The organism is Allobosea sp. P4_H5 (assembly GCF_056400825.1).
This window is the reverse complement of sequence record NZ_JBFUKM010000010.1, coordinates 1-12,884: the sequence shown is the minus strand read 5'-3', so window position 1 is coordinate 12,884 and position 12,884 is coordinate 1. Positions and strand designations below refer to the sequence as shown.

At 68.6% G+C, this 12,884-nt stretch carries 12 protein-coding genes; 9 read left to right on the top strand and 3 right to left on the bottom strand.

Going from position 1 to position 12,884, the window contains the following annotated elements; all coding sequences use genetic code 11:
• The first annotated feature begins 221 nt into the window (after positions 1–221).
• From AC1DS0_RS20235 to AC1DS0_RS20220, 4 genes are read left to right on the top strand one after another with little or no spacing between them, the layout of a single operon-like run.
• Positions 222–920: a GntR family transcriptional regulator gene (locus AC1DS0_RS20235; RefSeq protein WP_476816083.1), complete on the top strand. Its 699-nt coding sequence runs from the start codon at positions 222–224 to the stop codon at positions 918–920.
• A complete protein-coding gene (locus AC1DS0_RS20230; protein WP_476816082.1) occupies positions 917–1,867 on the top strand; it encodes an isocitrate lyase/PEP mutase family protein in 951 nt (316 codons plus the stop codon). The genes AC1DS0_RS20235 and AC1DS0_RS20230 overlap by 4 nt, the downstream gene beginning before the upstream one ends.
• Before the next feature lie 13 nt (positions 1,868–1,880).
• The gene (locus tag AC1DS0_RS20225; RefSeq protein WP_476816081.1) at positions 1,881–3,266 is read left to right on the top strand and encodes an FAD-dependent oxidoreductase; all 1,386 of its coding nucleotides are present in this window, start codon (positions 1,881–1,883) and stop codon (positions 3,264–3,266) included.
• A 14-nt stretch (positions 3,267–3,280) separates the two neighbouring features.
• Positions 3,281–4,207, top strand: a complete 927-nt coding sequence (locus AC1DS0_RS20220; RefSeq protein WP_476816080.1) for a LysR family transcriptional regulator — start codon at positions 3,281–3,283, stop codon at positions 4,205–4,207.
• 229 nt (positions 4,208–4,436) lie between these two features.
• Here AC1DS0_RS20220 and AC1DS0_RS20215 read toward each other — a convergent pair whose 3' ends face one another.
• The 3 genes from AC1DS0_RS20215 to AC1DS0_RS20205 are packed head-to-tail and all read right to left on the bottom strand — an operon-like array spanning position 4,437 to position 6,860.
• A complete protein-coding gene (locus tag AC1DS0_RS20215) occupies positions 4,437–5,156 on the bottom strand; it encodes an SDR family NAD(P)-dependent oxidoreductase (RefSeq protein WP_476816079.1) in 720 nt (239 codons plus the stop codon).
• On the bottom strand, positions 5,149–6,210 hold the full coding sequence (locus tag AC1DS0_RS20210; protein ID WP_476816078.1) for an LLM class flavin-dependent oxidoreductase: 1,062 nt from the start codon (positions 6,208–6,210) through the stop codon (positions 5,149–5,151). The genes AC1DS0_RS20215 and AC1DS0_RS20210 overlap by 8 nt, the downstream gene beginning before the upstream one ends.
• Entirely contained in the window at positions 6,207–6,860 is a 654-nt protein-coding gene (locus AC1DS0_RS20205) for an NADPH-dependent FMN reductase (RefSeq protein ID WP_476816077.1), read from the bottom strand. The genes AC1DS0_RS20210 and AC1DS0_RS20205 overlap by 4 nt, the downstream gene beginning before the upstream one ends.
• 399 nt (positions 6,861–7,259) lie before the next feature.
• Here AC1DS0_RS20205 and AC1DS0_RS20200 point away from each other — a divergent pair, with 399 nt between their 5' ends.
• The 5 genes from AC1DS0_RS20200 to AC1DS0_RS20180 all read left to right on the top strand — a co-directional run.
• Positions 7,260–8,243 (top strand): Bug family tripartite tricarboxylate transporter substrate binding protein, encoded by a 984-nt coding sequence (locus AC1DS0_RS20200; RefSeq protein WP_476816076.1) that lies wholly within the window; start codon positions 7,260–7,262, stop codon positions 8,241–8,243.
• Positions 8,240–8,725, top strand: a complete 486-nt coding sequence (locus AC1DS0_RS20195) for a tripartite tricarboxylate transporter TctB family protein (RefSeq protein ID WP_476816075.1) — start codon at positions 8,240–8,242, stop codon at positions 8,723–8,725. The genes AC1DS0_RS20200 and AC1DS0_RS20195 overlap by 4 nt, the downstream gene beginning before the upstream one ends.
• Positions 8,725–10,224, top strand: a complete 1,500-nt coding sequence (locus AC1DS0_RS20190; RefSeq protein ID WP_476816074.1) for a tripartite tricarboxylate transporter permease — start codon at positions 8,725–8,727, stop codon at positions 10,222–10,224. The genes AC1DS0_RS20195 and AC1DS0_RS20190 overlap by 1 nt, the downstream gene beginning before the upstream one ends.
• Positions 10,214–10,654: a nuclear transport factor 2 family protein gene (locus AC1DS0_RS20185; RefSeq protein WP_476816073.1), complete on the top strand. Its 441-nt coding sequence runs from the start codon at positions 10,214–10,216 to the stop codon at positions 10,652–10,654. The genes AC1DS0_RS20190 and AC1DS0_RS20185 overlap by 11 nt, the downstream gene beginning before the upstream one ends.
• A gap of 217 nt (positions 10,655–10,871) precedes the next feature.
• A partial coding sequence (locus AC1DS0_RS20180; protein ID WP_476816072.1) for a beta strand repeat-containing protein occupies positions 10,872–12,884 on the top strand: 2,013 nt, incomplete at its 3' end.

Below are 12,884 nucleotides of genomic sequence, written 5' to 3'. Positions count from 1 at the left end.
TTCGTATCGTTCTCACCCGGCAAAAATGAAAGCCGAGCCAATAAATGTCAACACTTTTGGAAAAGTATTTTTCTACAGACATTTTAAGCCTCGATCAGCCAACCGCCAAGTCAAAGCTGCGGTATATACGGCGTCATTCGCGCGAGACCCTCCTCACCGGCTTCCAGCGAGCATTCTTCAAAACTGTTGACACATTTTTGAGCCGCTCCTAACGTTCACGCATGGACCTGCAGGAACCGGCAACCGGCGAACGGCGCCCCGAGACGCTCGGCGAAGGGATCTTCGGCCGCATTCTCGAGCTGATCTACAGCACCGAACTCGCCCCCGGCATGGTCGTCAACGAATCCGTGCTGGCCACGCGCTTCGGCGTCAGCCGCGGGCCCGTCCGCGAAGCGATCCGCCGTCTCCAGGGCATCCAGCTCGTCTCCCGCGAGCCGTTCCTGCGAGCCCGCGTCGTCTCGCTGTCCGCCCAGGCGATCCTCGAACTGTTCCAGATGCGCGAGGCGCTCGAAGGCTATGCCTGCCGCCTTGCCGCCCAGCGGATGAGCGAGGCCGAAATCGATGCGTTGATTGCCGATCTCGAAGCCGCCCATGCCGGGCGCCAGCCGGAAGGCGCGCGCTTCGACTTCCACGAGCGGGTCGTCCGCGCCAGCGGCAACAGCCGTATCATCGACAGCCTTTGCGGCGATCTCTACCACCTGCTGCGCATCTACCGGCGCATCTCCGGCGCCGTGCCGGAGCGCAAGGAGCTCGCCTTCACCGAGCACTGGCAGATCCTGCGCGCCATCAAGATGCGCGACGGCGCCCTCGCCGAATCCCTGATGCGCTCGCATGTCGAGCGCGCCGGCCGCCATGTGCTGGCCCAGGTTCCCGAAACCCCATCCATTGCTGCCGCCGATGCGGAGAAACGAGCATCATGATCGCCAGACGCGAGATTTCGGCTCCGGCCGCCTTCCGGGCCTTGCTCAATTCCGGCGAGTTCCTGGTTTCGCCGGGCGTCTATGACGGCTACAGCGCCCGCCTGGTCGAGGCCGCCGGCTTCAAGAGCGCCTGCACCAGCGGCGCCGCCATCGCCAACTCGATCCTCGGCGTCGAGGATCTCGGCATGATGGGGCTGAACGAGAACGTCAATCACTGCCGCCAGCTCGCCCGCTCGATCTCGATCCCGCTGACCTGCGACGCCGACAACGGCTACGGCAACCCGATGAACGTGCACTACACCGTGCAGATGTTCGAGGAGGCGGGCGCCGCCGGCGTCAATCTGGAGGATCAGGTCAGCCCGAAGCGCTGTGGCCACATGCCGGGCAAGGAAGTTGTCTCCAGGGAGGAGATGGTCAAGAAGATCGAGGCCGCCTGCCTCGCCCGCCGCGATGACGACTTCGTCATCATCGCCCGCACTGATGCCCTCGCCGTCGAAGGAATCGACGCAACGCTGGAGCGCATCCGCGCCTATGTCGCGGCCGGCGCCGACGCGATCTTCCCCGATGCCGTCAAGACCGAGGACCAGATCGCCCGCGTCGTCGAGGCGGCTGGCGGCAAGCCGGTCTCGATCAATATGGGCTTCGGCATCCGCCCGCGCCCGACCACGCCGCTGATCCCGCTGCCGCGCCTCAAGGAGCTCGGCGTGCGCCGTGTCAGCCTGCCGCGCATGCTCCCGGCCGCCGCGATCAAGGCGATGCAGGAGGCGCTCTCGGTGATGCGCGGCGTGATGGAGACCGGCATCCCGGCCGATCGCTCCGACCTCCTGGTCGGCATCGAGGAAATCTGGAACCTGATGGGCTTCCCGGCCATGCAGGCGCTGGAGAAGCAGCTCCTCACCACCGATCACTACGAGACCAAGTACAAGACAACGGCGAAGGCTTCCTGAGGCAGAGCGGACCATGGCGTCCGCCGAGCCCGACCTCGAGGTCGACGTCCTGGTGATCGGTGCCGGCGGCTGCGGCCTTGTTGCAGCGCTCGCCGCGCATGAGGCGGGTGCCGAGGTCGCGGTCGTCGAGAAGCTGCCGCGCCTTGCCGGCAACACCATGCTGTCGAGCGGCTCGATCCCGGCTGCCGGCACCCGCTTCCAGGCTGCGGCCGGCATTGCCGACGATCCCTCTCGCTTCGCTGCCGATCTGCGCCGCACTGCCGGTCCGCACGAGGCCGAGGCGCTGGTCGATCGCCTCGCAGAAATCTCGGCGCCGATGGTCGAATGGCTCGCCGATGCGCTCGGCCTGCCGATCGAACTGATCGGCGCCTACCGGCATGTCGGGCACAGCGTCAACCGGCTCCATGCCGTGCCCTCGCGTCGCGGCGCCGACCTGATGCAGGGGCTCTGGCAGGCGGCGGAGACGCGCGGCATTCCGGTGGCGCTGGCGACCCCTGCGACCGCACTTCTCGTCGAGGATCGTGCCGTCCGCGGCGCGCGGATCCAGACACAAGGCAGCGAGGAGAGCCTGATCGCCGCCAAGGCCGTGATCCTCGCCTGCAACGGCTTCGGCCATGACCGGGAACTCATTGCCCGCCACGCCCCCGACATCGCCGGAGCCGAATATTTCGGCGCGCTCGGCAGCGATGGCGAGGCCGTACGCTGGGGCGAGGCACTTGGTGCCCGCTTCGCCAATATGAGCGCCTACCAGGCCCATTCCGCCATCGCCCAGCCGCATGGCGAACTCGTCACCTGGACGGTCGTCGAGAAGGGCGGCGTCATCGTCGACGAGACCGGTCGGCGCTTCGCCGACGAAACCCTGGGTTACTCCGCCTTCGCCGCGCCGGCCCTGGCGCGCGGTGGCCGCCTGTTCGCGATCTATGACAGCCGCATCCGCGAAACCACCGCCGCCGGCCAGCCGGATTTCGACGTGCTCGTCGCCCATGGCGGCGCGCCAGATTTCGCCGATGCCGGCGCGCTCGCCACCGCCTGCCGGCTTCCGGCGGATGCGCTCACCGAAACGCTGGCGCTGGCTGCCGGCGCTGCCAATGGCGATCGGCTTGATGCTCTAGGCCGCAAGGCCTGGGGCATGGGGCCGCTGCAGGCTCCGCTCGTGGCGACACGGATCGCCCCGGCGCTGTTCCACACCCAGGGCGGCCTGCTCGTCGACGAGGAGGCACGGGTACTGCGCAAGGATGGCGGCGTCGTGCCGGGCCTCTATGCCGGTGGCGGCGCCGCAGCCGGCATCAGCGGGCGGACGGGCGGCGCCGGCTATGCCTCCGGCAATGGCCTGCTCGCGGCGCTCGGGCTCGGCTTCATCGCCGGGTGGGCGGCGGCCAGCCACGCACAATCGACCTAAGGGCGGGCGCGCCGATGGATCTCAGGGCGCTGCGCTATTTCCGGACGGTCGCAGAATGCGGCAGCTTCAGCCGCGCCTCGGAAATGCTGCGGATCTCCCAGCCCGCCGTGAGCCGCACCATCCGCGAGCTCGAGGCCGAGCTCGGCAAGGAACTGCTCGAACGCGGCCGCGACGGCGCCCGGCTGACCGAGGCCGGCCGCATCCTGTTCGAGCACTCCGCCCAGCTCCTGCGCCAGGTCGAGCAGGCCGCCAGCGACGTCCGCCGCGGCGCGGCCGCGCTGACCGGCCGCCTCACCATCGGCATGCCGCCGGGCGTCGGCCATCTGCTGGCGCCACCTTTGCTCGCCCGCTTCAGCGCCGCGCATGAGCAGGTCGAGATCAAGATCGTCGGCGGCTTCTCGAGCCAGCTGCACGACCTGCTCGCCCGCCGCCAGCTCGACCTCGCCTTCGCCCATGATCCCCTCCCTCAGCGCGGCCTCAAGGTCACGCCCCTGCTCCGAGAGGAGGTCTTCGTCGTCGGGCTGCCCGGCAGTCTCGGCGATGGCACCGGCGGCTTGCCCTCGGCCGAGATCGTCAAGCTGCCGCTGATCCTGCCGAGCCGGCCGAACGCCTCGCGTCGGCTGCTCGACGCCTGGGCCGCGCGTGAGGGCCTGTGGGTCGATGCCCGCTACGAGGTCGACGACCACGTCATCACCAGCGGGCTGGTCAGGCGCGGCCTCGGCGTCAGCCTGATGACCCGCGCCACCCTCGCTGCCGGCATGCTCGCCGGGGAGATCGACATCCGCCCGATCGCGCCGCGCGCCTATTGGCCGCTGGCGCTGGTCGAGCTCGATTTGCCTTCGCCCTCTGGCATCGCCACGGAATTTGCCCGCATCGCCCGAGAGATTGTGCGCGAGATGACCGAGCGGGGAGGCTGGCCGGGCGCGATCGGCCCGGAATGAGCGAGCTGAACCACCCGCGTCATTCCGGGGCAGCCCGCAGGGCTGAGCCCGGAACCCAGAACCGATGCCGCTTCTCGAAGAGGCGCGCCGGATCGGCTCAGGTCACGATGAGGCGCATCGGTTCTGGGTTCCGGGCCCTTCGCTGCGCGAAGTCCCGGAATGACCGGAGAGAATCACGCCACCGCTCATCGCCGAAGGCCGTTGGTATTGGAGCAACGGTCCACCCGCCTCACCCCGGCGCGACCAGCGAAGCCCCGCCGCAGACATAGAGCGTCTGGCCGGTGATCGCTCCAGCCTCCGGCGCCAGCAGGCACTGCACGAGATAGGCGACCTCGTCCGGCGCGATCAGCCGGCCGATCGGCAGCGAGACGGCAGGCGCCTCACCGCGGCCGGGATCGCGCAGCATCGGCGTGTCGGTCGCCGCCGGCGCCACGACATTGACGGTGATGCCGCGCGGCGCCAGTTCGAGCGCCAGGCTTCGGGCAAGGCCATGCAGGGCCGCCTTGGTCGCGGCATAGGCGCCGCGCCCGGGCCGGCCGAGCGCGCCGCGGCTCGACAGCAGCACGATGCGGCCGCGGGTGTCGGGCAAGGCCGGCGCGAGCTCGCGCAGGATGGTGATCGCCGCACCGACATGCAGCCGCCAGAGCACCTCGACATCCTCGTCGCGGATCTCCGCGATGCGCCCCGTCCGCATCACGCCCGCGCAGTGCACGAACGCGTCCGGCCGCTCCGCCAGAATCTCCGGCAAGGCGCCCACCAAAGCCGATGCATCGAGCAGGTCGAGCGGGATCGTGCGCAGGCCGGCAGCCTCCATCTCGGTCGGCGCCGGCTGGCGATCGATCCCGGTCACGCGCCAGCCTGCCGCCAGCAGACGCTGCGTCAGGGCGAGCCCTATCCCGGACGAACTGCCGGTGATCAAGGCATGACGGGACGTTGCCGCCTCAGCCATCAGCCGGCTCCAGTTCCCGCTGCATCGACCCGGCATCGATCACGAGCCGCTCGCGCAGCAGCGGAACGACGGTCTCGGCGAAACTGGCGAGCCCCTCCGCCATCGGGTGGAAGCGCAGCATCAGGCAATCGATGCCGATGCGCTGATAGGTTTCGATCCGCTGCGCCAAGAGCTCCGGCGTACCGACGAGGCCGGCGCCGAGCCCGCGCGCAGCCACGGCGGCGATACGGCTGCGCTTGCCGTAGTCCAGCATCTCCTCGGCCTGGGCGTAGGCATCGTCCAGCGTATCGGCGCAGATCACATGCGCGCTGAGCTCGATCCCAAGTTCGCGCTGATGGCCGGCAGCGAGCGCCTTCATCTCGGCGATCTCCTGCGTCATCACCGCGAGATTATCGTCGTAGAGCCGGTAATCGGGCACGTAATCGGCGAACCAGACATCGCAGCTCTCGGCCACCAGCGCCTTGCCCTCGGGCGAACGGCTCGCAGCATAGATCGGCGGTGGCGAACGGCGCGCCTTCAAGGGCAGGCTCGCCTTGTCCACCGTGTAATAGCGGCCGCTGAAGGAGAACGCGCCTTCAGTCCACAGGCCGCGCAGCACCCGCACGAATTCGCCCAGCCGCGCCGCGCGATCGGCACTGCTTTCCAGCCAGCCGCCATTGCCGAACAGGTTGAGCTCGTCGGGCCACCAGCCATTGACCAGGTTGATGGCGAAGCGCCCGCCGCTGATCCGATCGAGCGAGGCGCCCATCTTGGCCACGGCCTGCGGCGTGACGATGCCTGGATGGGCGGCGACCATCAACTCCATCCGCCGCGTGCGCTGCGACAGCGCCGACGCCATCACCCAGGCTTCGAGATCCGGCCCGAGCCAGCGCTCGGCGATCAGCGAGATCGAGAACCCGACCTCCTCGGCCTGCTGCAGGATGCGCGCCGCGAATTCAAAAGAAGTATCGGCCGCTCCACCGGCGCCGGCCGTGCCGAGCTCGGCGATCGCACGCTCCATCTCGGATTCGGCGCGGATGGTGTGGGGCAGTGGAGCCCAAATTCCCAATCTCATGGCATAGCCCCGGTCGACGTGAAGGTCGCGGCGCGCTGCACCGACGCCAGACCGGCGAGCGCCGACGCTTGCGATTGGGCGAAGGCAAGCACCTGCTCGCCGACGCGGCCAAGATCGGCGGCGACCGCAGGGTCGCTGCAAGCTCCGCCTGCGAACAGGCCGGGCACGGTGCGGATCGTTGCGCCGTAAGGCGTCGGCCAGCCGCGCAAAGCGTGCGCGATCGTCCGCAGCGTCGCCAGCGTCTGGCCTGCGGCCTGCCAGCCGGCGGCGCAGGCGATCAGCCCGATCGGAACGCCGTCGAGATAGGGCCGCGCCTCCCCCGAAAGCTCCTCGGCATAGTCGAGCGCGTTCTTGATCAGGCCGGAGATGGTGCCGTGATAGGCCGGGCTCGCGATGATGAGCCCGTCGCAATGCATCAGCGCCGAAACCAGCGCTGCAGCACCCGCATCGCGGCTTGCGACGCCCGGCTGATAGAGCGGCAGCAGCAGGTCGCACCCGGCGAAGATGCGAATCTCGGCTTCGTCCCCGATCGCCTCGCAGGCCTGGCGCAGAGCGAGTTCGGTCGAGGATTGCTCACGGGGCGTGCCGCCGATGCCGACGATCAGCGGCTTGACGGCGGGTGTTCCGGCGGGAGGGGACGTGGCCAGCATGGTCTCCGCTCGAACAGGACTGATCGGCATCACGAAACCGGGTCAGCAAGCTCGCGTCCAAGGCCGTTTCGGTATCGCGCCATAAGCGGATTGCATGCAGCCTCCATCAAATACTGTTGACACTAATTGCTATCAGCCCGTTCGACCTCCAACGCGCAGCATCCGTGGATCGCACCGGCTTCAGCGAAGAATGGTCACGCGACAACGTCGGGTTGCGACTTCTCTTGCCCACAGCGACTTGACCGGCCGCCTTTTGGGACACATGCCGAAATATGCGCCAGCCCGCGCGGCAAGAAGTGTTGACATTTTCTTGCATACAGCAAAGGCTCAGGCATCGCGCCTGGCCTGGGCACCTTGCCCGCCACGTGCCGATCAGGCCGGAACGAGGGAAGAAGAACGATGAGCGGGATGGACGATGCGGGGATCGGGAGGCGCGCCCTCCTCGGCGGGCTGGCCGCGACGGCCGGGCTCGGCCTGGCCAGCAGAGCAGCTTGGGCCTTTCCGACGCAGCCGATCACCTTCGTCGTGCCTTATGCCCCCGGCTCGACCGACCAGTTCGCCCGCGCCTTCGGCACCGAGATGGAGAAGATCCTCGGCAAGAACGTGCTGGTCGAGACCCGTCCCGGCGCCGGCGGCACGATCGGCGCGAACTACGTTGCCAAATCGGCCAAGCCCGACGGCCACACCTTGCTGTTCTCGACCTCGGCGCCGCTCTCGGTCGCGCCGCATCAGAACCAGCTTCCCTATGCGGTCTCCGACCTGCGGCCGGTCGCCCGCGTCGGCCTCGGCCCCAACGTGATGGGAGCGCGCATCGGCGCGCCCTTCAACGATGTGAAGAGCCTCGTCGCCTATGCCAAGGCCAATCCGGAGAGGGTCACCTTCGGCAGCGCCGGCACCGGCGGCGGCACGCATCTCTCGGGCGAAGCCTTCGCGCTGGCGGCCGACATCAAGCTGACCCATGTGCCCTTCCCCGGCGCGACGCCCGCGGTGGCGGCGACCGTCGGCGGCACCATCGACCTCGCGCTCGGCTTCGCCCAGTCGATCGTGCCGCAGGCCAAGGGCGGCCGGATGGTCGCGATCGCCCAGTTCGGCAAGACGCGCGCCAAGATCCTGCCGGACGTGCCGACCTTCGCCGAATCCGGCGTCGACCTCGCATTGTCGCCGCTGGTCGGCATCTGGGCGCCGAAGGCCACGCCTGACGCGGTGGTGCAGCAGCTCGCCGCAGCGATCGAGAAGGCCGCCACCGGCCCGGCCGTCATCGCCTTCGCGCAGAGCACGATGACCGAGGTCGAGTTCGCCGGCCCCGACATCTTCGGCCGCGAGATCGCCGAGGAAAGCGCGATGATGAAGCCGCTGCTCGTCAAGCTTGGCCTGGCCAAGTGACCGGAAAAGCGAGCAGCCTGGGCGAAGCCCTGCGGCCGCGCCTCGGCGCGGTCGCAGGCATCCTCTGCGGCCTGATCGGGACCTTCGCCTCGCTGCAGCTACCACTCGGCACGAGCCGGCTGCTCGGCCCCGGCGCGGTGCCGCTGCTGCTCTCGTTGGCGATGACCGGGCTGAGCCTCGCACTGTTGATCAAGCCGGGCGCGGACGAGGCCGACGCGGATGAGGACGATGGCGGCCTGCACGGCGCGACAATGGTCGCGCTCGTCGCGCTGATGATCGGCGCCTTCGCGCTGCTGTTGACAAGGCTCGGCTTCATCGTCGCCGGCACCGCGCTGATGTACGGCCTCTATGCCATCGGCGAGGAGAAACTGGTCTCGGCCAAAGCCCTCGTCCGGGCCGTACTGACCGCCCTCGCCGCCTATCTGCTCTTCGTCGTCGCGCTCTCGGTCAACATGCCGGCCGGCTCGCTCTGGGGTTACTGATGGAAGGCTTGCTCGGAGGGTTCATCGTCGCCCTGAAGCCGATGAACCTGGTCTTCTGCTTCGGCGGCGCGCTGATCGGCACGCTGATCGGCGTCTTGCCCGGGCTCGGGCCGACGGCGGCGATCGCGATGCTGCTGCCGCTGACCATCGGGCTCGACCCGGTCTCGGCGATCATCATGATCGCCGGCATCTATTACGGTGCCAGCTATGGCGGCTCGACCACGGCGATCCTCGTCAAGATCCCCGGCGAGGCGCAGAGCGTTGTCACCTGCCTCGACGGCTACAAGATGGCGCAGCAGGGCCGCGCCGGCAGCGCCATCGCCATCGCCGCGATCGGCTCGTTCGTCGCCGGCACGGTCGGCGCGCTCGCCATCGGCCTGATCAGCATGCCGCTGGTCGAGTTCGCCATCCGCTTCGGACCAGCCGAAAACCTGTCGCTGCTGCTGCTCGGCTTCATCGTCATCCTGGTCCTGGCCAAGGGCAACGTCGTCAAGTCGCTGATCATGATCGCCGCCGGCCTGCTGCTCAGCATGGTCGGGCAGGATGTCATCACCGGCCAGCCGCGCTTCACCCTCGGGATACCCGAGCTCACCGACGGCTTCGGCGTCGTCGTGGTCGCCATGGGCATCTTCGGCCTCGGCGAGGTCTTCGAGAACGTCGAGAAGTTCCGCACCCGCTCGATGCAGGCCGTGCCCGTCGGCAGCTTGATGCCGACCAAGGAGGACTGGAAGCGCTCGGCCATGCCGATCGCTCGCGGCTCGGTGCTCGGCTTCCTGATCGGCCTGCTGCCGGGCGGCGGGGCGACGCTCGCCTCCTTCATCTCCTATGGCGTCGAGAAGAAGTTCACGAAGCATCCGGAGGAGTTCGGCAACGGCGCGGTCGAGGGTGTCGCCGGACCGGAAGCCGCCAACAATGCCGGCGCGGCCGGCTCCTTCATCCCGCTGCTCGCACTCGGCCTGCCCGGCAATCCCGTCACGGCCCTGCTGCTCGGGGCGCTGATCGTCCACAACGTCACGCCCGGCCCGCTGATGATCCAGGAGCGGCCGGAGATCTTCTGGGGCGTGATCGCCTCGATGTATGTCGGCAACGTCATGCTGGTGCTGCTCAACCTGCCACTGATCGGCATCTGGGTGCAGCTCTTGAAGGTGCCCTACCGCGCACTCTACGCCGCGCTGATCCTGTTCATGATCATCGGCGCCTATTCGCTCAACAACAATCCGGTCGAGGTGCTGCTCCTGCTGCTCTTCGGCGTGCTCGGCTATGGCCTGCGCAAATTGCGCTTCGACACGGCGCCGCTGATCCTCGCCTTCGTGCTGGGCGGGCCGATCGAGTTCAACCTGCGCCAGACCATGATGCTGGCGCGCGATCCGCTCGACTATCTGATGGGCCGGCCGATCGCCCTGACCATCCTGGCATTCGGCCTGCTGCTGATCGTGCTGCCGATGTTCTCGAAGGTCCGCCAGAAGCTGATGGTGGCGAGGGCGGTCAATGAGCTCTGAGGCGGTCCTCTCCCCCGCCCTCGCAGCCGAGCGCCATCACGGACCGCAGGCCCTCGCTTTGCGCTATCTCGCGGCGATGGAGCGGCGCGATCTCGACGCCGCCCGCGGCTTGGTGACGGCTGATGCCGAGTTCATCTTCCCCGGCGGCGCGAGGCGGAGCGATCTAGCCGCGATCGTTGTCGGCTCGTCCGGCCGCTATCGTAGCATCGCCAAGCATGTCGAGCGCTGTGACCTCTGCGAGCGCGAGGACGGCACCGCCATCGTCTACGTCCTCGGCAGCCTCTATGGCGAGTGGCCTGACGGCAGCGCCTTCTCCGGCATCCGCTTCGTCGACCGCTTCGAGATTTCCAGCGGATCGATCCGGCGCCAGGAAGTCTGGAACGACAGCGGCGAGGCCCGATCGGCCATGCAGATCGCGAACCGCGGCTGAAGCCGTCTCGTCCACTCGCCGGCCGGCTGCCGCAAGCGCGTCGTTGAGCAGGCGGGGATGACGCCATCCGTGGGCCGAGGCTGCCGGCTGTCAGGTTGAACCGGAGCAACTGCGGCAGAATTGCAACAGATCATTTTATCTAGAGATGTGAACGGCTGTTCATTGCCTCCTGCCCTCACCCGCCTAAGCCTGTGCTGCGGTTGGGTTGGGCATTCTCATGATATCGGTCACCACTCCTGCGCTCGGCGGGACATCTCGTACGCGGCTCGCCTCGCGCCTGCTTGCGGGCACGGCGCTCGTGCTGCTCCTGTCCGCCGGGCAGGCGCTCGCTAATGGTGGGCGCGGCGGCGACCGAAGCAGCGCGCAACCCGGCTCCGGCGGCGCGGGCGGCATCGACAACCCGACGGGTGCCGGTGGTGCGGGCGCCAGGGGGCAAATAGCGCCAGGAGGCAACGCGGGCGGTGGCGGCGGGGGCGCCGGCGCTATTACCGGCGGAACTGGCGGGCTCGCTGGCGATGGCAACCCCAGCGAGGGCCGAGGCGGCGATGGCGGCGTGCATGGCGCCGTCGACGCGGCCCTGCCGGTCGGTGCCAATACCGGCAGCAATGGCGGCGACGGTACCTCCGGCTATTTCTACTCGGGCGGCGGCGGTGGCGCGGGCGGCTTTGGTGCCGTGGTCACGGGCGCGGGTGCGACGGGAGCGATCGCCGGCACGCTCACCGGCGGCAATGGCGGCCATGGCGGTGGTAGCTTTTATGGTTTCGGCGGCGGTGGCGGCTCCGGCGGTACCGGCCTGCTCTTCACCGATGGAAGCGCGGCGCAGACCCTGACCATCGACGGAACGATCCAGGGCGGCAAGGGCGGAAACGGCGGCTCGTATGTGTCGGACGGCACTGGCGCCGCGGGTGCCGCCGGCGTCGGCGGCGCCGGCCTGGTCTTCACCAGTGGCGGCGCGACGACGACGCTGACCGTCAACGGCACGATCCGTGGTGGCGATGGCGGGCGCGGCGGCTCGAATTTGCCGACTGCTTTTGGTCGTACCCCTAATCCAGGCGAAGAGGCGAACGGCGTCGGCGCTGCCGGCGGCGAGGCCATCGTTGGTGCCGACCTGATCATCACCAATAACGGCACGATCGAGGGCGGCCTCTCGGGCGACGGCACGACGCGCGCGGCGGCGATCCATTTCACCGGCGGCAGCAACAGGCTGACCATCGGCTCCGCCTCGGCGACCATCAATGGCGGCATCGTCATCGACACCGGCACGCTGACCTTCGACCAGACGATCGCTGCGACGATCAGCAGCGTGATCAGCGGCGCCGGCAGCGTGGTCAAGGCCGGCGACGGCACGCTAACGCTGACCGGCGAAAACACCTATACCGGCGGGACGACGATCTCGGCCGGGTCGATCAGCATCAGCGCCGAGGGCAATCTCGGCGCGACCTCTGGCACGCTGACGCTGGACGGCGGCATGCTGCAGGTGACCGGCACGACGCTGACCGGGCTGACGCGCAATATCGTCCTCGGCAGCAATGGCGGCGGCTTCGATATTGCCGACGCCGGCAATACCTTCACGGTGACGCAATCCTTCTCCGGCTTGGGTGGTTTCACCAAGGCCGGTGCGGGCACCCTCGTCCTGTCCGGCGCCAACACCTATACCGGCACGACGATCGTCTCGAACGGTATCCTGCAGGCCGGGCAGGCTGGCGCCTTCTCGGCGGGCTCCACGGTCACGATCATCTCGGGCGCAACGCTCGACCTCGCCAGCTTCGACCAGACGATCGGCTCGCTCGCTGGGGCCGGCGCGGTCACGCTCGGCACCGCCACGCTGACCGCGGGCGGCAACAATGCCTCGACGACGTTCTCCGGCACGATCTCGGGCACGGGTGGGCTGACCAAGACCGGCACCGGCATGCTCACTCTCTCCGGCACGAGCACCTATTCGGGCGCGACCACGGTCGCGGCCGGGACGCTCTACATCAGTGGCTCCGGCGCGATGTCGGCGGCCTCGGACTATACAATCGAGATCGGTGGCCTGCTCAACGTCAACGACACGCTCGGGACGGTCACAGCCGGCTCGATCGCCGGGGCCGGCCAGCTGCGGATCGAGAACGGCTCGACCTTGGAGACCGGCGCGACCAACGCCTCGACCACGTTCAGCGGCATGATCTACGACGCCGGCAGCATCAGGAAGGTCGGCACGGGGACGCTGACGCTGACGCAGGAGAACACT